At 49.8% G+C, this 19,071-nt stretch carries 13 protein-coding genes; 7 read left to right on the forward strand and 6 right to left on the reverse strand.

Annotated features, from left to right (window positions below; all coding sequences use genetic code 11):
• Positions 1–14 precede the first annotated feature (14 nt).
• Together AC286M_RS08555 and gghA are read right to left on the reverse strand one after the other, a co-directional pair.
• The gene (locus tag AC286M_RS08555) at positions 15–665 is read right to left on the reverse strand and encodes a YdcF family protein (RefSeq protein ID WP_488203971.1); all 651 of its coding nucleotides are present in this window, start codon (positions 663–665) and stop codon (positions 15–17) included.
• A gap of 218 nt (positions 666–883) precedes the next feature.
• Positions 884–3,526, reverse strand: a complete 2,643-nt coding sequence (gene gghA, locus AC286M_RS08560) for a glucosylglycerol hydrolase (protein ID WP_488203972.1) — start codon at positions 3,524–3,526, stop codon at positions 884–886.
• A gap of 934 nt (positions 3,527–4,460) precedes the next feature.
• Between gghA and ggpS the strand changes: the two genes are divergently transcribed.
• The 7 genes from ggpS (at position 4,461) to AC286M_RS08595 (ending at position 13,120) form a co-directional block, all read left to right on the forward strand.
• A complete protein-coding gene (gene ggpS / locus AC286M_RS08565) occupies positions 4,461–5,969 on the forward strand; it encodes a glucosylglycerol-phosphate synthase (protein WP_488203973.1) in 1,509 nt (502 codons plus the stop codon).
• Between the two features lie 249 nt (positions 5,970–6,218).
• A complete protein-coding gene (gene glpD, locus AC286M_RS08570; RefSeq protein ID WP_488203974.1) occupies positions 6,219–7,916 on the forward strand; it encodes a glycerol-3-phosphate dehydrogenase in 1,698 nt (565 codons plus the stop codon).
• 189 nt (positions 7,917–8,105) lie between these two features.
• Positions 8,106–9,092 carry an NAD(P)H-dependent glycerol-3-phosphate dehydrogenase gene (locus AC286M_RS08575; RefSeq protein WP_488203975.1) on the forward strand — a complete coding sequence of 329 codons (987 nt, stop codon included), beginning with the start codon at positions 8,106–8,108 and terminating at the stop codon, positions 9,090–9,092.
• 172 nt (positions 9,093–9,264) lie between these two features.
• Positions 9,265–10,737 (forward strand): MFS transporter, encoded by a 1,473-nt coding sequence (locus AC286M_RS08580; protein WP_488203976.1) that lies wholly within the window; start codon positions 9,265–9,267, stop codon positions 10,735–10,737.
• Positions 10,738–10,866: 129 nt separating this feature from the next.
• Entirely contained in the window at positions 10,867–11,862 is a 996-nt protein-coding gene (locus tag AC286M_RS08585) for an IS1/IS1595 family N-terminal zinc-binding domain-containing protein (protein ID WP_488203977.1), read from the forward strand.
• Between the two features lie 120 nt (positions 11,863–11,982).
• A complete protein-coding gene (locus AC286M_RS08590) occupies positions 11,983–12,309 on the forward strand; it encodes a hypothetical protein (protein WP_488203978.1) in 327 nt (108 codons plus the stop codon).
• A 286-nt stretch (positions 12,310–12,595) separates the two neighbouring features.
• Positions 12,596–13,120, forward strand: a complete 525-nt coding sequence (locus AC286M_RS08595) for a YdcF family protein (RefSeq protein ID WP_488203979.1) — start codon at positions 12,596–12,598, stop codon at positions 13,118–13,120.
• Here AC286M_RS08595 and AC286M_RS08600 read toward each other — a convergent pair.
• The 4 genes from AC286M_RS08600 to AC286M_RS08615 all read right to left on the reverse strand — a co-directional run bounded on the left by AC286M_RS08600 (position 13,083) and on the right by AC286M_RS08615 (position 19,004).
• Complete coding sequence (locus AC286M_RS08600) at positions 13,083–13,973, reverse strand: IS982 family transposase (protein ID WP_488203980.1); 891 nt, start codon at positions 13,971–13,973, stop codon at positions 13,083–13,085. The two genes, AC286M_RS08595 and AC286M_RS08600, sit on opposite strands and share 38 nt — an antisense overlap.
• Positions 13,974–14,470: 497 nt before the next feature.
• Positions 14,471–14,767 (reverse strand): DUF1830 domain-containing protein, encoded by a 297-nt coding sequence (locus tag AC286M_RS08605; protein WP_488203981.1) that lies wholly within the window; start codon positions 14,765–14,767, stop codon positions 14,471–14,473.
• Positions 14,768–15,388: 621 nt separating this feature from the next.
• The gene (gene dnaA, locus AC286M_RS08610; RefSeq protein ID WP_488203982.1) at positions 15,389–16,777 is read right to left on the reverse strand and encodes a chromosomal replication initiator protein DnaA; all 1,389 of its coding nucleotides are present in this window, start codon (positions 16,775–16,777) and stop codon (positions 15,389–15,391) included.
• A 799-nt stretch (positions 16,778–17,576) separates the two neighbouring features.
• Complete coding sequence (locus AC286M_RS08615) at positions 17,577–19,004, reverse strand: NADP-dependent isocitrate dehydrogenase (protein WP_488208824.1); 1,428 nt, start codon at positions 19,002–19,004, stop codon at positions 17,577–17,579.
• Positions 19,005–19,071 lie beyond the last annotated feature (67 nt).

Genomic DNA, 19,071 nt, shown 5'->3' on the forward strand with positions numbered 1-19,071 from the left:
ATTATCTACTAGGATCAATCAAATATGCCCTTCGTTAGCGCCGAATAGCGCTGCGCCGGATGAAGGGTCGAACCCGTTTTCCCTGTCATCACCCACATCAGTGCTCGTGCCCCGTCCCGCGCAGCCACATCCAAGCTCTCAGATGGTTCACCCGTCGGTATGGGAACAGGCTCAAACTGAATCCCTCGGCTGCCAAATACAATTTGACCGATAATCCGAGCACGACGCATATGGTAGTCCGATGTTACCAAGTAAACCTGCTGGATGTCTTGTGCTTCAAACGTATCCACCAGCGTTGTAAAATTTGTGACCGTATCAACGGCTCTGTAATCAAGATGAACGCGCTCTGGGTCAACCTGGGCTTCACTAAAAACCCATTCGGCATATTCTGGATTACTGCCAGATGAAACCCAAACGTCCAGCTCAGGATACTGCTGAGCTAGCTGTGCGGCAAAGTTTTCTCGTTCGGGGGCTCCTCCCAGGACAAAAATGGCCTGCGGCGACTGCATATTGAAACCGGATGCTTGTCTAATCCCAAAACCTAACAGTGCGATCGCAACTCCGATGAACAAGTACGACAGCCACAATCGTCGCCGCGATCGCACCTGCTTTCGACCGGCATCTCGGCTTAACCGTCGTTGGCTAGAACGCAATTTCGAACCCATCACCCGCAAACAACTGCCTCACATTTCACATTTCTGAGAACTCAATTAGGGTAGCTCACTCACCCTAAATTGGGTAGATATTGACGCTGCTTTTTAACAAGTCGCTATCCCTGCTACTCCGGGACTTTGCAGCCAAATTCGCTGCAAACCCCGTTGCATCTGTCCAATTGGGGATGAGTGTCTGCTTTAGATCTGTTTTGAGTCTGTTTTAGAGACGACTAACTCGGCTCCAAGTTTCGTTCAAACAAGACACCTTGACCGTCACACAGCTCAAATACCGGATGTTCTGGATGAGTCGCTAAGGCGTCATCAACATCAACCTTGGGCGTCGTCAGGGCCACTTGCCAATCGCTCAGATCAAGCTGGAGCCAATCCGCCAGGGCAACGGGAGTTGGATCGCCGCCCATATGTGCAACAAACACCACCTGCTTCTGTGGTTGTTCATCATGGCTGTGATGGGGAGCGGTGCGCATACCGTAGAAGATTGTACGCTGATCGTCACTAATTCGATTAAACCGATCCAGGCCCGTAAGATTATCTCCTAGCCACGGATTTGCTTGGCGGTAGCGGCGCAGGCTCAGTGCATATTCACTGTGCTGAGGGTTTACGTCGTGACGATAATGAGACACCTTACAGAGTTCATGCCCATCTTCCATAAAGGCCATGGCAAACTCCTTAAGCTGATGCACATCCAGATTTCTCAAAAACTCAGGCCGATCTGGATCATCACCCAGTTCTTCCAGTGATGGCATCTCACAGCTACTGGGATCATCGCCAATGCAGTGTTGGCACATTTCAGCGACGGCTTCCAAATCATAATCCGTTTCAATCATGGCAATGCGCAGTGCTTTGGCAAACTGCTTCAGCTCATCCAGCTTGTTGAATCCAAGCTGTTTAATTCGGGAAAAGGTTTCGGGGCGCTGATAGACCTCCGGTTCAACCTGCCAGTCTAAGAAGCCGACTTCTTCAGAAACGACCTTGACCCCGTAGCGATCGTCGGTGTTACGGAAGAATCCCCAGGGAGCACGAAAGCTGGCGTTGAGAAAATCCATCGGCAAACCGGGACTGAATCCATAGATCCACAGCAAGGTTGCCGGATTTTGATAGGCATTGCGCAAAACATCCGGCAAGGTGCAGCCTAAATTCCAGTTGACTGGACTGTCCGTGTCAACTTGGTTGCCGCGTCGAACCGTGTCGTGGTTGGCGCAGCCAGTGATCCAGCGATCGCCTTGGTACATCACTTCACAAACGCGTCGCCACTTGCGATCCCAAAATCCTCTGAGTGTGGGCGTATTGTGGGCAAAAATTAATGGGCCCCATTGATAGGACTCTGGTCTAAGTTCAATCAGCTCGCGATAGGTAGATTTTTCTTCCCAGCCTTCTTCTGGCCAAGGCCGGCCATCTTCAAAAATGGTAAAGAGCAGTCGCTGATAGCCGTTGATGTCCTGCACGACATCGCTCATGGCCAGCAGGTAGGCATCATCCTGCTCGACTCGGCCCGACATCGGATTAAAGTAGCGAAAATCTTGCCCGCCATCGACGCGAATACCATCGGCCCCGGTGTTGATTTTACGCCGCTGCATTTCCAGCAAAATGGCTCGCACACCCGGCAGCTGGTGGTTGAGATCCTGCCCATACATATTGGGGCCTTTGAGATATTGGCGACCCAGCAGTTCCAGACATTGATTGTCCGCGTGTCCATAGACAAGGTCGTAAATGACCTGAATTGGGCCTTGGGAAAAATTGTGCAGCGTCGCCGTTAAATCAATTAGCTCATCCGGACGCAAGCTGCCCATAATGGCAGGATTAGTAGCCGATGAAGCCAAAATGGGCACATCATAGCCCCAGTTCTGCGTCTTGGACTTCCGCAGCGTAACATCCATAACCTCTGATTCTTCGGCCATCCCCGCTTGAACATGCCCATCGGGATCATCGATGGCAAAGAACTCGTGAGCAATGTTGCTCACGTCCTCTAAGCGATATTCAATCGTTGGTTCCAGCGGCAAAAACTGCACTGCATCATAGCCGACGTAGTGAATCTCATCAGCCGTCAATTCTTTGCCTGCCGCGAGTTTGTCCGAGATTTCTTGATAAATGGCGGTCAAACCTTCTAACGTGCCAGCTTCAGAGGCAGTATTGACGTGAATTTGCAGGATGTTAGTCGGAGACGGAATCCGAGGCAGCTGCTGAATCTCCTCCTCGGTCATGACCGATTCTAGATGATCCACAACGGCTGCACCATTGCCAGTGGCGGTGTCGGCAGCGCTGCCAGCAATGGCTTTTTCAACAGCGTCTTCTACCATCGTTGACAGCCCGGTTTGGCGGAAGTAATCCAAATCTGGGCGTTCCTGCTGTAGGCGATCCATATCGTAGAGTTCAGCGGGGCCAAACACACCGTAGGGCACCGAATAAGCTAGGGGATCGCGGATAGTATGCATGCGGTTCTCAATATCCACAAACCGCAGCCAATAGAACGAACCGGCTTGATCGCGTCGTCCAGGTTTCATTCCTTCGACAACGCCCCAGATAAATTCCCCCTGGAGCGGTAGCCGAATGCAGTCGCGCTGGAACTTAAGCGTTTGTTCTTTCTGGCGGAAATCAATTGGATTGAGCGGGGTAAGCACCTCCAAATAAATTTGCCGATCAGACTGGATAACCTCCCCGGCTAACTCTGGTGTCCAAAACCCAATTTCGGTCAGTCCGGTCTCTTCTTGCCAATGAGCGCCCAATCGGCGGGCTAAAATCTGCGATCGCTGTAGATATGTGAGTTCTGATGCATCTGTAATGCGAGCTGCCCAATCAAGGAGTTGTTGAGTTTCTTTTTCAACAAGAGCGACGGAGAGAGAAGTAGTCTGAGTCACAGCAAACGCCAAAAAATTTTTGAATGCTACACAAAATTCTGCTGCCAGCTTAGGACAACGCTCAGTCAGCCTAACGCTTGGCATCCAAGGTCAGTTCAAAGACCCGAACCCCTATTCTGTCTCAGATGCGTACAGAAAAGCCAGTTTTTTGGGTGATTTAATTTGTAAAAATGAGTACCGATCAGCAGTAAACCTACCCTTTGGCCTATCAAGCATCAACCGCATGAATGATTTTTGATTTGGCAGTTTGCGCTAATATTTTATTGGCGCGTTTTAGCATTTTTTTATATTGGCTGTGGTTAATACTGCTCTTCTGCTAAGTTGATTGCACAGCATGGATGCGAATTTGAGATCGCAATCTGGTTGGGTATCGATTGGCTGGGGAGTTGACCAGGAAAGCCTTTGGAGGTCTTTGAAATCACATGTTGATAATACTGATGTCGAAGCTCGGCATGTCCCAGGTTGAGGACTGATCGTTGTAAAAGAAAATTGTAAGTAAAGCGAAAAACGATTCAGAATTTCTCGAAAAGTGTCTTGTCGTACCAACCTTGATCTGGGTCTGAGCAAAATAAATCTAGCTTGCAACCAAACGCTTCATCATCTCCATAAAATGGATCCGTTGATTGAGCAAGGTTAAGATTGGGTGTGAAAGACAGTCGAGTTTTATCCTGGTTTTAGCCGTTAAATTCGCCAAAATTAAATTCGCCAAACGAAGACAGTCATTGGTTTGATGCCAGATGAGTTTCCCGCTCAGCGCCATGCTCAATCGCTCGCAATATTTGCTTCAGGCTGACTTTTACGGTTAGCGTCTGAGCCGAATGCATTATTCCGTTCCGAGCGCTTAGGCATGTTTCGGCATTCATCCAATGCAATCTAGAACCCCGGTTTAAACCGATTTACGGTTGTTTACTAGCAGTGCATAGGAGCAAATTGCATGAAATCATCACTTGTCATCCTCTACCATCGAGAACCCTATGATGAGGTTAAGATCGATGGCAAAGTTCGCTACGTTGATAAAAAAAGCCCGAATGGAATTGTCCCAACACTCAAAAGCTTTTTCTTAAACTCCGACCAAGGCACCTGGGTCGCCTGGAAACAGGTCAACGCCAAACAGCAGACGAACTTTCAAGAGCGCGTACAGGTTGAAGGTGGTAACGATGGCTGCATTGTGCGCCGCATTCCGCTGAGTGCTGACCAGGTCAAAAACTTCTACCACATCACTTCAAAAGAAGCATTCTGGCCGATTCTGCACTCCTTCCCCTGGCAGTTCACCTACGATTCGTCTGACTGGGAAAACTTCAAGCACATCAACGAAATGTTTGCCGAAGCAGCTTGCGAAGATGCGGCAGATGATGCGCTGATATGGGTGCATGACTACAACCTATGGCTAGCGCCTTACTTCATCCGGCAGCGGATGCCGAATGTGAAGATTGCCTTTTTCCATCACACGCCGTTCCCCTCGTCAGATATTTTCAACATCCTGCCGTGGCGTGAGGCGATTGTGGACAGTCTGTTGTGCTGTGATCTAGTTGGATTCCATATTCCGCGCTACGTGCAGAACTTTGTTGATGTGGCTCGCAGTCTTCGAGGAACCAAAACGATCACCCAAAAGCCTGTAGACAAAGCATTTACGCCATTTGGAACCGCACTGGCTGAGCCTGAATTGACGACTCAGATTGAACATAACGGTCGGATCGTCAATCTAGATGCGTTTCCTGTAGGTACCAATCCGGAGCTGATTCGCTCCATTGTTGAGCGACCTGAAGTGCAAAAGCGGGTGACAGAGATTCGGGAAGAGCTGAACGGCAACAAGCTGATCATTTCCGCTGGCCGGGTTGACTATGTGAAGGGAACCCGTGAAATGCTGCTGTGCTACGAGCGGTTGCTGGAGCGCAGACCAGAGGTGCAGGGTAAGATCAACCTGCTGGTTACAGCAGCCAAGCCCGCAGAAGGAATGCGCGTCTATCGCAATGCCCAAGCTCAAATTGAGCAGCTAGTTGGTAAGATCAACGGTCGCTTTGCCAAGCTGAACTGGACGCCGATTCTGCTATTTACTAAGCCACTGCCGTTTGATGAACTGATGGCCTGCTATGCGGCGGCGGATATCGCCTGGATTACACCGCTGCGGGATGGCTTAAACCTGGTTGCCAAAGAATACGTTGTCGCGCACAAGGGCAAGGACGGCGTTTTGATTCTGTCCGAATTCACTGGAGCTGCGGTTGAACTACCGGATGCCGTTTTGACGAATCCGTATTCTTCCACGCGGATGGATGAGTCAATTGATCAGGCGCTCGACATGTCTAGTGAAGAGCAGCAGGAGCGGAATGGCAAGCTACTGCACGCAATTCAGCGCTATGACGTGCAGCAGTGGGCTAACCACTTATTCCGGGAAGCTCAGGCTGCATCAGACCGAGCGCAACAAAGTGAGCCTGTACTGGTCTAGCGTTCCATAGAACAGAAAAGGGCGATCGCACATCGCCCTTTTTCACCAGTCGGCTGTAGGGGCAGGTCTAGTCAACGAATTTTGCCGTTGAACCGAGGCTGAGCAGTAAACCTGCCCCATCACTAGAGTTCATTTCGATTAGAATTGCCAGAATTGAATCCAAAATCTTTCTAAGATTGGATTTTTTGTGAAACGAAATCGGCTGCAATAGAGTTAACGGCCTGCTTGTTAAATTCAACAACAGTTAACATGCGAGATTTTCAAACCATTTCGGATAGTCGGTACGACGTATTGATTATCGGTGGGGGAATTAATGGAGCGGCAACAGCGCGAGATGCCGCTCTGCGGGGTCTGAAGCCCATTTTGCTAGAAAAAAATGACTTCGCCAGCGGCACGAGTAGCTGGTCAACACGCCTGATTCACGGCGGGCTGCGATATCTAGAATATTTTGAATTTAGGTTAGTTCGAGAATCTCTCCGCGAGCGAGAATTACTGCTCGAACATGCGCCGCATCTGGTGCATCCCGTACAGCTAACGATTCCGATTTATCGGCGGGGGGCACGCAGCTACTGGGAAATTCAGGCTGGGATGCTGCTCTATGATGTGCTGAGCTATGACAAGACGGTTCCAGCTCATCGAATGTTGACTGCGAAGAAGTTTCAGCAGCTTTTCCGCGCCGTTGACGATGAGGGATTAAAAGGAGCCGCGCAGTACTATGACGGACAGGCGGAATATGCCGAGCGGCTGTGTTTAGAGAATATCTTGGGGGCACAAACGGCGGGTGCGACCGTGCTCAACTACGTGACGGTGACAGCGCTGCACCGCGATCGCAACCGGATTACTCACTTAACCTGTGTGGATGAGCTAACGGGTAAGGAATTCACGGTGCGAGGGACAAATAACGCTGTTGTCATCAACACCGCTGGTCCTTGGGTCGATCAGGTTTGTCAACGGGGACAAGAGGATCACACGCCAATCTCTCTAGAAGCCAAGCGGCTGATGGGCGGCACCAAAGGCAGTCACATTGTTGTTAGTCCGTTCCCTGGCGCACCGGATACGGCATTTTACGTGGAAGCAAAGTCCGATAATCGTCCGTTCTTTATCGTGCCGTGGTTGGGCATGTATCTGATCGGCACGACAGATATCCGCTTTGAGGGTGATTTGGAGCGTATTAAGGCAAACAACGACGAAATCGACTATTTGCTGTACGAAACCAACCGGATTTTCCCCGTCGCGCAGCTTACCCGCAGCGATGTCCGGTTTACATACTCGGGTGTGCGCCCCTTGCCCTATACCGAAGGGCAGGATACGGGTAGCATTACCCGCAAGCACATTCTGCATGATCATGAGCAGGCCGGGGTAGCTAACCTGATTTCCCTAATTGGCGGCAAGCTGACCACTTTCCGACAGGTGGGCGAAGAGCTGGTTGACGCAGTGTATCGCAAGCAGGGCCGCACCCCGCTGCCCTGTCCGACCCGCAAATGCTCCTTCCCCGGCGCAATCTGGCCGGACGATCCGCAAATTGAGCAGGTGACTCAGCAGTATGAAGATCGTCTGTCGGTCACTACCGTGGCCCATCTGTTTAAGCTGTATGGCTCCAATGCTCCCTCTGTCTTGGCGCTGACCGATCAGCATCCTGACTTACTCCAGCCGATCGCTGAGGGTTTCCCTGACATTCGCGCCCAGATTGTGTACGCAGTGCAGGCCGAGTTGGCCCATACCTACGTCGATATTTTGCGGCGACGCACGACGCTGGCTATGCAGGCCAACTATGGTTTAGACCTGCTGCCCGTTCTTGAAGAAACCCTGAAGCAGCACTGTGGTTGGAGTCAGACCGATTGCGATCGCAACATTGAGCAGTACTGGATCTATATCCGCGACAACTGCCTGCCCGATTACCTACTGCAGTCCGACATGGCGCAGCGCGAACTCCAGATTTTGCCTTAGCCAATCTGAACTCATTACCCTGAACATGCGCGTAAGGGCGGGTTTTGCTGACTAGTTTGGGTCAGAGCCGATCGATTTATGACTAAACCCGCCCCTACACCATCCCGATTCATCCCGATTTGTTTTTTTAATACATCACCTTCACAATAGAAAAATAGACATATGGTTAGCCAAGTTAAACAAAGCTCTATGACTGATGCTTCTCTTGCCGCAGAGGCTCAAGCCGCAATCCAGCAAATTACCCAAGTCGATACCGCGATCATCACCGTCTTGGGTGCTGGAGCCTGGGGTTCAGCGCTGGCTAAAATTGCCGAGTACAACGGCCATCAGGTCAAGCTCTGGTCGCGTCGCGGGGATTTGTCGCTAGAAGACGCCCTTGAAGGTAGTCACTTGGTGCTATCGGCGATTTCGATGAAAGGGGTCAACGAAATGGTCAAACAGCTAGAGGCTGCTCCCCTGCATGGCGATACGATTTTTGCTACGGCAACCAAGGGGCTTGACCCAGAAACGACGCGCACTCCGTCTCAAATTTGGCAGGCGGCTTTTCCGAATCATCCCGTCGTCGTACTGTCTGGCCCTAACTTATCCAAGGAAATTGAGCAGGGTTTGCCTGCCGCTACCGTCGTTGCCAGTGAACATGAACCTGCTGCCGAAGCCGTTCAGCAGGTATTTTCCTCCGATTGCTTCCGGGTCTATACCAATACCGACCCCATCGGCACCGAGCTGGGCGGCACCTTGAAGAACGTAATTGCGATCGCAGTTGGTGTTTGTGATGGTCTGAACCTGGGCACCAACGCAAAATCAGCCCTGATTACGCGGGCGCTGACGGAAGTGATTCGAATTGGCACCCATTTAGGCGGACAGGCCGAAACCTTCTTTGGTTTGTCTGGATTGGGCGATATGCTCGCCACCTGTAGCAGTCCGCTCAGCCGGAACTATCGCGTTGGCTATGGTCTCGCTCAGGGCAAGACTCTTGATCAGATTTTAGAAGAGCTGCAAAGTACGGCTGAAGGCGTGAATACAACCAACGTGCTGATCCAAATCGCCAATCGAGAAACCATTCCCGTGCCCATCTCGCGGCAGGTCTATCGCTTACTCAACGGCAAGATCACTCCAGAGGAAGCCGTTCTGGCTCTCATGGAGCGAGATCTAAAACCGGAAGCTTGCATCCTCTAGCTACAGTCTCCGTAGGGTGGGTACTGCCCACTTTAGGTTTCCAACATCACGCTTCCAAACATCCAACGCCGCTTCGGTGAGCGATAGTCGCCCCTAGGCTTAATGATGTTTCAGTATTTCATCAGCATCTCAAAGGAGAAGATACGGTAACGCAGCATCGCATAACGACTTCATGGAAAAAGAACGCCTAAATTTTTGGCAACTGTGGAATATGAGCTTTGGCCTGTTTGGCATCCAGTTTGGCTGGGCCTTACAGATGGCAAACACCAGCGCGATTTTTGAACATTTGGGTGCCCATGCCCATCAGATTCCGATTCTCTGGCTGGCCGCTCCCCTGACTGGGTTAATCATTCAGCCGATCATTGGCAACATGAGCGACAACACCTGGGGACGACTGGGCCGACGGCGTCCCTACTTCTTAGTGGGAGCCATTTTCAGCTCTATTGCGCTGGTGCTGATGCCCAATTCGTCAAATCTTTGGGTTGCCGCTGGACTGCTCTGGATTTTGGATACCTCTGCCAATGTCAGCATGGAACCCTTTCGGGCCTTTGTTGGCGATATCCTGCCTGCCAGTCAGCGCACCCGTGGTTATGCCATGCAAAGCTTCTTCATCGGCATTGGTGCGGTAATTGCCTCAGCTCTGCCGTGGATTTTATCTCATATCTTTCATATCACAGCCGGAGCCGGACAGCCGAACACGATTCCGCAGGCGGTTAAGTGGTCGTTCTATGTAGGTGCGATCGCATTTATCGGCACCGTTGCCTGGACGGTTTTTACCACTGATGAATATCCGCCCAAGGATATGGCAGCCTTTGAGCAGCAGAAGGAAGAACGGGGCGGCATCGTTGGCACTGTCCGTGAAACCTTCGTAGCACTGCGAGACATGCCACTGACCATGCGCCAGCTCGCCTGGGCACAATGCTTTAGCTGGCTCGGCATGTACTGTGTCTTTCTCTATTTCCCGCCCGCCGTGGCCCGCAATATTGTCGGCGCAATTGATGAACGCACAGCCCTCTATACCGACGGTATTGAATGGGCTGGGCTGTGCATCGCCATGTATAACGCTGTCTGCTTCTTGTTCTCGTTCGTTCTGCCCAAACTAGCCAGAGCCACCAGTCGCAAGATTGCCCATACGCTGTGCCTCATCTGCGGCGGCATTGGCCTAATTTCGCTACAGTTCATCCATAACCAGTACCTTGTTCTCTTGCCGATGGTGGGACTAGGCATTGCCTGGGCTAGCTTGCTGTCGATGCCCTACGCCATTCTGGTCGGTTCGCTGCCCCCCAAGAAAAGCGGCATCTACATGGGCATTTTCAACTTCTTCATTGTCCTGCCAGAGGTGCTGGCTTCGCTGGGCCTGGGCTGGTTCATGGAGAATGTACTTAGTAACAACCGATTAACGGCTGTTGTTCTGGGGGGCGGTTTCATGCTGATTGCCGCAGTGCTGACGCAGCGAGTTGAAGATGTCGCTGCCCAAGCTGCTCAAAACAACACTAAATCTTTAGCTTCAGACACTTCTAAAGCGACAGCAAATTCAAACACAGCAGATAGTACGGATAAAACCCTGACTGATGACAGCAACAGCACAACGACAAATGCCAACTCTGCTAACGAAGCAAATCGCTCAGAAGCAACGGTTAGATGAATGGCACTGACATAAGAGAGCAAAAAAGGCTTCAAGCAGCGCCTGATTTGTCAAAATCAAAGTGTCGAAGCGGCACTGGTCGTCTAGAGGGTGATTGCTAAAATGGATGTGATGCATTGGTTTTAGGCAATGAGATGTCCGCACTGCCAGAGTGAACAAACCGTAAAGAATGGCACAGCCACCCTCAAGGATGGGAGTCGTCAACAACGATATCTATGCCGGCAGTGCCGAAAACGATTCAACGAACGCACCCATACGCCGATGGCTCGCTTAAGAACGGCCCCAGCCATTGTAGCCGCTGCCATCAACGTACGGGGTGAAGGACTCGGAGTGAGAGCCACCGGGCGCTCATTCGCGAAGTCTCATTCGACCATCATCAATTGGGAGCGGCGGTTGGCAGGTCATATCGACCACTGGTCGCCCCCTGCACCAGCGGAGTTGGATGTGACGCTCGAAGGCGATGAAGTCTATACCCGTGTAGGGCAGAACCTTCCCCCCGGTGAGAGCGAAGGCTGGACAATTCATTTCATCGAACGAGACAGCCGCTACTGGGTTGAAGCTCGAGCGGGTCGCAAGGATAAGGAGTTGTTTGAAACCGGGACGGCAGCAGCGTGGGGTTGGGCGAAGTCAGCCCGGTTCATTCGCTGGTTCACCGATGGGGAGCGGCGCTATGGGTTGGCCTTATGGAAACTTGCCAGCGTTTGGCTCAAGCGTACAGAGACCCCTGCGAGTTACCCGCACCGCAAGGTTTGGAGATTTGGCTTAGAAGTGGCGATGAAAGTGAAGGGGTCTCAAGGCAGGCGGCGGGTTGTATGGGTGAAGTCGGAGCATCCCTATATAGCACTGAGTCCTGTCAATGACGTGCATGCGAACCACAACGAGGCACACAATGCAGCCATCCGACGACGAGCCAGTGCCTACCGACGGCGGCAGAATCTCTATGCCAAGACGGTGGACGCACTGCAACGGGTGTTGGACGTGCAGCGCTTGCTGCATAACTGGGTTCGGCCTCATTGGAGCCTCGGCGGCAATACCACACCCGCGATGGCGATGGGCTATTGTAATCGCCCCATCTCAACCCACGAACTCCTGACCACGCAAGGTCTACACTCTATCACCTTTTAGCCGACCAGTGCCAAAATTCTGTCTGCTCGGAAAATAGAAAATTTATTCCAGCATATTTATGAATGGTTTGATTTAGTTATATTTGATACTCCTCCCCTCCTAGGCTTTGCCGATTCCTATATGATTACGGCAAAAACTCAAGGGATGTTATTAGCATTCAAGCTAGGACAAGTAAAGTTTTCGCAAATTGAGTCTGCTTTAGATGAGTTGAGAATAGCAAATGTTCCTCTTATAGGAATGGTGGCGAATGGAGCCAAGCAAGATAAAATTCATTCTTATGGTTATTATCAGTATTATCAACAATCTATTGAAGATATTTATTCACCTTTAGAGGATGAATATCATAAACTAAAAATAGATGAAAAACGCGATTTGAAAAGCTCAACATTAAATCCGTTAACTAAAAAAATAAGTAGATTTACAAAGTATTTTAATAAGAAAAGTTAAAGATTGATGAATTTTGAAAGTGTTTACCGCGCTGAATGAAAGCGGCTTTTATTATTTTTAATAATTTACTTCATTTCAGCACTTTTTGTCTTAATAATACCTTTGTTAAGAAGACGACAGAATGCAATGCCCTTTTTGTGAATCCCGATCAATTGTTCGGCAAAGCTCTTGCACGAAATCTCCTAAGAGTTTTGTATGTTTATCCTGTCACCGAAGTTTCAATAATTCACGACAAAAGCATTTTAGCCGGCTAACTATCAGGTTAATCACTCTAGGAGTAATAGCAATGCTGTCTCCACTGCTCCTAGATTTATCTATGCAGTGGCTTTTAAGTAGTTTTCTTCTAAAAGACAACGATAATAAAGCCACGCAATCAATTATTGTGTTAGGAAGAGGACCTAGTAGCCAAGCAGAAAGAGCTCTTGTTGCATCGCAGCTATGGAAAGAAAATCAAGCAGCTATAGTTTTTGTCAGCGGTATGACCGATGCGCCTCCTATTATAGAAACTCTCAAAGAAATGGGAGTTCCTGAAGAAAAGATTGAAGGAGAACGGTGCTCTCAATCAACATGGGAAAACGGCTTGTTCTCTGAGATTTTGCTGAATTCACAATCACATAAACATGTTCTATTAGTAACTGATAGCCCGCATATGATAAGGGCGCTTCTTGTCTTTCAAAATTTTGGTTTTGATGCTACACCTCATGCTATTCAGATAGAACCAGAAAAGCTTTTATCTATTAGACGTTCTAAATTAACGCGATGTGCAACTAAAACTAGGCTGACACAAGCTGCTCAAACTGCAAAGGATTAGCACTGAGACGATTGAGCCAACGACAAACGGTGTGAGCTAACAGCTTACGATTGATGCGACTGGTCAAGTGCCACAGGTCTCGTGCGCGGACTTTTTCAATCGAAAAGCGTTCAACTAATTGCCCAATGACCGTTTCAATGAGCCGCCGCACTCGCTTGAGTAAGGCGACCCAAGCGGGGTCACGCGAGTCGTGCATATTGGAGCGCAAAGCGGTTTCCAGTGCAATGCCAACTTGGCGGAGTTCCTGTTGGAGTGGGGCAGACAGGTAGCCCTTATCACCAATCAGTAGCCCGTGGATGGACGATACCATGTCCCAGAGGGCTTCGCGCTCACTGCCATTGGCGGGAGTCAAACTAAAGCCTGTAATCACACCGGTAGCACTGATGAGCAAATGCCCATGAAAGCCATAGTAGGTCTGCTTCTTCGCCGCACAGTAGCCATAAGCGGCAACCCCTCTGAAACTGCGGCAACGGGGAGCACGACTGAAGCCACATAACGGGATAGGAATGCCATCGACCAGCTGCACGGGGTCACTAAAGGCTCCTAACTCGGCGGCTAAATGGTGCTGAAGCAAGGCTTTGTACTGCCACAGATTGGCGGCTTGCCGCACAAAGGTGCAACGGCTCCCTAATCCTGGAAACCAAGCCAACCAGTGACGGCGAAAATACTGCCAAATCGCTTGGTCTGCGTCTATCCCTTGATATTCGCCCACAATCTCCATTGTCAGTACCTCACTGTCGCTCAACCCAGGTGCAAATCCTTTGGCTCGAATCGGTTGTCCTTGGGTGACTTCAGCTAAAGCCTCATCCACACAGCAGAAGACCGCGATGATAAACTCGTCGATAGAAAACATTGGTCTCACCTGAACTAGATAGCTTGTACTTCTAGCTTCATAGGGTGAGACTTTTTTTGCAAAACCTTAGTTGCACATCGCGTAAATTAGTTTTAAGAGAATACACCGCTCTTGTGGCGTATAGCATCAGCGGAAAATTAAGAGACGGATCTGAAGCTGAGCAGGAAAACAATAGAGCTGAAGCAATTTATAAAGTGAAGGATTGGGGATGTCAACTTTAAAAATGCATCTTGTAAGGTTTAGAGGTTTAGATACAAGTAAAAGTCGATTTAAGGCTTCTGATGTCGCGATCGCACATTATTTCACTATTTGAGGTGGAACCTGAACTTTTCTGTTCCCCTCTTATCTGACAAGTCAGGTTTCCCTTGCATGAGCAAAAAGGAGTTCGGCTAGTCTCTGTAACCTTGGCGAACACCCAAAATAAGCAGGCCACAAGGCGAGGCAGGGAGTGCTTCACCTTGTGGCCTGTTTACTAATAATCGCAACTAAATTATTGTCTAGGCTTCGACTCGCAAGCGATCGCACAAAATGGTGTCGGCTAGGATCGCTTGAGATGCTTGTCCAGTATGCACTTCTAACCGTGCATCTAAGGGAGCTTCAAACATTAGCCGCTGTCCAGGAAACACTACGCGCTCAAAGTACCACTGTGGGACGTTTGCGATCCGAGCGACCTGAATTTGGCTCGTGGCATTGACGTAACAGCATAGATACATCGTCGTTGAATGAGCTATATCGGCGGGTGATTCCGCGACTGAGTCGTTTTGCTGCTTAAAATTGTCGATGGTAATTGACATGATTGTTATGGCTATGAGCGGCTACGTTTATATGAAAAACTTAACGAAACTTGATTTTTAAGGTTGCGATCCAGCCCTATTCTAATCTCTTAGCTGTCCCTAGACAGGGCGTAGATTCCCTCCTCTTGTCCAGCAATTCATATAAATGAATACGCTGCAACGTATCATAACGGAATCTTAACGTCTCGCAACCGCCCCGGTATCTACTAATGTACTGATTTTGTAATGTTTTAAGGATCTTTAGGCTGGACGCATCATCAGCTCAATCGTTAGGAGTTCGCTCATGCAGGTATCAGCATGGGTGGCTACTCTGTGCTTGACTCGATCTTGCACTGTTCGCAGTTTTTGGCCTGACAACAATCTACACATCTCGTCGCCTTCGGGTGTTGCTGGTGGGGCATAAGCCGGTTTTACGTTCATTTTTCAGTTCGTTCAGTATTTAGCGGACTGCTGTAACCTTCTACAGTGTCGCGTGATACGGCGTCGCGTGACGTGACAGAAGGCAGGTAGCCAACGTGATATTGCTGAAGCTGAAACGTGATAAAACGGGCGGCATCAGTTGATCTACGGAGGAAATTGGCGTGATGCGATCGCATTGCTAGCCGTAACGCAGATCACGAACTAAGCATCCGGTTGCCCCATCAGATTCATGCGATCGGTGAGCTGGCGTAACGTCATCGCCAGTTCCGAATCGGTATCTTTCAACTGCATGATTTTGTCGCAACTATACATCACCGTTGTATGGTCTTTGCCACCGAATTCTTCACCAATCTTGGGCAAACTTAAATCCGTGTGTTGCCGCATTAGGTACATGCCGACTTGGCGAGCCAAGCTGATTTCACGACGGCGTGAATTTCCTTTTAGGTCTTCGATCGGTATGTTGAAGGTTTCCGATACAGCCCGTAGCACGGAAGTTGGTGAAACTTCCGCCTTTTCAGTGGAAGGATTGAGGACGGGGGCAATATTATCCACTGACATCGGCAGCCCTGAGATCGAAATATAGGCAACAGCTCGAATCAGCGCTCCCTCTAGTTCTCGAATGTTAGACGTATACGTAGAGGCAATATACTCAATCACCTCACGTGGTAGACGCATGTTTTCGTACTCTGCTTTCTTCTGCAAAATCGCCATGCGGGTTTCCAGATCCGGTGGCTGAATATCAGCAATCAGCCCCATCGAGAAGCGAGAGCAGAGCCGTTCCTGTAGCCGAGGAATCTGGGTGGGGGGACGATCAGAGGCTAACACCACCTGCTTGCCCGCTTCATGCAGCGTATTAAAGGTATGGAAAAACTCTTCCTGAGTGTATTCTTTTCCTTCAATAAACTGAATATCGTCCACCAGCAGCACATCTACCATCCGGTAGTGCTCCCGAAATTTTTGCATGCTGTCTTTACGGATTGCAGCAATCAGGTCGTTCGTAAACTGCTCGGTTGATACGTAAAAAATACGCGCATTGGGATCAATTTCTAGCCGATAGTGCCCAATAGCCTGCATTAGGTGGGTTTTACCCAATCCAACGCCGCCACACAGGAATAGGGGATTAAACTCGCGTCCCGGCGACTCCGCCACTGCCAGAGAAGCTGCGTGAGCCATGCGGTTGTTGGCCCCGACGACAAAGCGCGAGAACACATATTTCGGATTTAGATCGCTATGGCGGGTTTGAGAATTTTGAGATGAATCGGCTGCTGTCGGTGGTGGTGGTGCAATGGGCACTGGCCAGGACAAATCAGACTCCCCTAGATTGGTTGGGGTTTCTCCGTCTTGAGCTACGGTGATTTGAATATCAACTGGATGTCCCAAGATGTCCTGGACGGTATCGGCAATGGTTTTGATGTAGTACTTCTGTAGCCAATTGCGGGCAAAGGGATTGGGCGTACAAATCATCAGACAGCCATCTTCTAACTGCTGAGCATTAGCAGTCTTGATCCAAGTCTCAAACGTCGGACGGCTCAACTGTAGCTGAAGCCGATCGAGGACTTGATTCCATAGATCTGCTAAGACGATTTCCACAATTGACCTCTCTTGCCTGAATTGATGCGTGCGTAACCTTTTGCCAGAAACCTCGAAGTAACGTGCAGCACTTCGGGTCGCGTCGATGCCATTGAACAGGGGAACGTTAGGGGGATTTGAGGGAATTTTGATGTTGATTGGAATAGACCGAAACCGATATTAAGCGAAATCAAGCATTAAGTCGAATAAATAGTTCGGATAAGTAGCAGACACTCATAAACTCTGAGTTTGAGTGATAAAAAAGCTCCGCAATACTGCGGTTGCCGACCCACCCGGAGATCTGCGGTGACCCAGGATGAGACAGGTGACTCGCTCATGCTGCTTAGCTGCCATCCGCTCACCTGGAACTGGCTGGACAGCTCCAGCCCAACTGCGATCGCAGTTAGGATAGCTATCTTACCCCTTAACCTGGATTTAAAGAGGATCCAGGGCTGTTGCCGATTAGATTAACGCAACTTTCTAAGAAGGGAGCGGTCAAGTCGAGTAAGGTCATGAACTTAGTTGTAATCAGCTAATTTCAGCAGAAAACCAAAGCTAATCTACATCAGGCTCAAAATCCCTGAGTTTCTCAGCTGGTAATTGCATTTTGATAAAGAATTTGATTGCTATTTGGAAGCAAAAGTTTAAATTTGGATAGCCAAGTTTAGAGTGTAGTGGATTTAAAGTACACCAACTATAGTGCCTTTGTCGAAATCGCTGCAGGCTGCCCGTGATGAGTATTGCTGTAGCCAAGCAAAAAGGACGGGAAAGCCCGTCCTCTGGCGATTCTGATTACCTGTTGGATAACATGCGGGAAACCCTAATCGTCGAAATGCTTGATGATCGCGTCTGCAAACTCGGAGCATTTCAGCGGTGGCTCGACGGGTGGTGTCATCATCCGAGCTAGGTCGTAGGTGACTTCCTGATTTGCGATCGCACCACCAATACCCTTGCGAATGAGATCTGCTACTTCCTGCCAGCCCATATATTCAAACATCATGGCTCCTGACAGGATGACTGAACCGGGGTTAATTCGGTCGAGTCCGGCGTGCTTGGGTGCCGTACCGTGTGTGGCTTCAAAGATGGCGCAGGTGTCGCCGATGTTCGCCCCTGGCCCCATGCCCAGGCCGCCGACAATTGCCGCTGCGGCATCGGAAAGGTAGTCTCCATTTAGGTTCATCGTGGCCAGGATGGAATACTCATCCGGACGAGTTTGAATCTGCTGGAAAATGCTGTCGGCAATCCGGTCATTGACCATAACTTTGTCTTTCCACTGGCCGTTGCCATGGCTATCCCAAATTGCGTCAAGCGTAGCCTTGACCTCGGTACAGATTTCCTCTCGCTTACCGGGCGTCAGGGAATCATAGCCTGGCTCAACCTTGCGGGCGTTGTCCTCAATGGAAATGTCGGGATTGGCTTCCTTATTGCTGAGAATCCAGGATTCCCGCTCTGTCACGCACTCGTCGCGAAACTCGGTCTGTGCCAGTTCATAGCCCCAGTCCCGAAATGCGCCTTCGGTATATTTCATGATGTTGCCCTTGTGCACCAGCGTCACCTGCTGCTTCGCTTTAGGCAGTCGTAGGGCATGCTTAATAGCCCGCCGCACTAGTCGCTGCGATCCGGTTTTGCTAATTGGCTTGATGCCAATGCCAGAATCCAGCGGGATCTGCTTTTTACCATGTTCAGGCGTGCTGGGAATATAGTCTGTATTAAGGGCTTTGATGATGCGATCGCAAATTTCAGTTCCTTGCTTCCACTCAATCCCTAGATAAATATCTTCGGTATTTTCTCGGTAAACAATGACATCTAGCTTGTCTGGACTCTTATGAGGAGATGGTGTACCGGGATAATAGCGACAGGGACGAACACAGGCATAGAGGTCGTTGATTTGTCGCAGCGCTACATTGAGCGATCGGATACCGCCGCCAACCGGAGTCGTCAGTGGCCCTTTAATCGCAACGCCATATTCCTGAATCGCCTTCAGCGTATCTTCGGGTAAATACTGAAACGTCCCGTACACATCACAGGCTTCGTCGCCGGCATAGACCTTAAACCAAACGACTTCTCGCTGACCACCATAGGCTTTTTTGACGGCTGCATCAAAGACTTTTTGAGATGCAGGCCAAATATCAACGCCTGTCCCATCACCCCGAATAAAGGGAATAATCGGATTGTCGGGCACAACGGGTTCACCGTTTTTAAAGGTGATTTTTTCTCCAGTAGTTGGAGGAGTGATTTTTTCGTACATACTCAACTTTGCAATCTTGACGCAAGCCTCATCTTACTCATTTCTTGATCCGAAATAAGTAACTCTC

The organism is Thainema salinarum CENA647, from assembly GCF_057732415.1.

Bases quoted from the DNA above. Each gene is read 5' to 3' on its own strand.
- glpD (WP_488203974.1), top strand. From the start codon at position 6,219: ATGCGAGATTTTCAAACCATTTCGGATAGTCGGTACGACGTATTGATT.
- ggpS (WP_488203973.1), top strand. From the start codon at position 4,461: ATGAAATCATCACTTGTCATCCTCTACCATCGAGAACCCTATGATGAG.
- AC286M_RS08555 (WP_488203971.1), bottom strand. From the start codon at position 665: ATGGGTTCGAAATTGCGTTCTAGCCAACGACGGTTAAGCCGAGATGCC.
- AC286M_RS08590 (WP_488203978.1), top strand. From the start codon at position 11,983: ATGATTACGGCAAAAACTCAAGGGATGTTATTAGCATTCAAGCTAGGA.
- AC286M_RS08605 (WP_488203981.1), bottom strand. From the start codon at position 14,767: ATGTCAATTACCATCGACAATTTTAAGCAGCAAAACGACTCAGTCGCG.
- AC286M_RS08575 (WP_488203975.1), top strand. From the start codon at position 8,106: ATGACTGATGCTTCTCTTGCCGCAGAGGCTCAAGCCGCAATCCAGCAA.
- AC286M_RS08600 (WP_488203980.1), bottom strand. From the start codon at position 13,973: ATGTTTTCTATCGACGAGTTTATCATCGCGGTCTTCTGCTGTGTGGAT.
- AC286M_RS08615 (WP_488208824.1), bottom strand. From the start codon at position 19,004: ATGTACGAAAAAATCACTCCTCCAACTACTGGAGAAAAAATCACCTTT.
- AC286M_RS08585 (WP_488203977.1), top strand. From the start codon at position 10,867: ATGAGATGTCCGCACTGCCAGAGTGAACAAACCGTAAAGAATGGCACA.
- AC286M_RS08580 (WP_488203976.1), top strand. From the start codon at position 9,265: ATGGAAAAAGAACGCCTAAATTTTTGGCAACTGTGGAATATGAGCTTT.
- AC286M_RS08595 (WP_488203979.1), top strand. From the start codon at position 12,596: ATGCTGTCTCCACTGCTCCTAGATTTATCTATGCAGTGGCTTTTAAGT.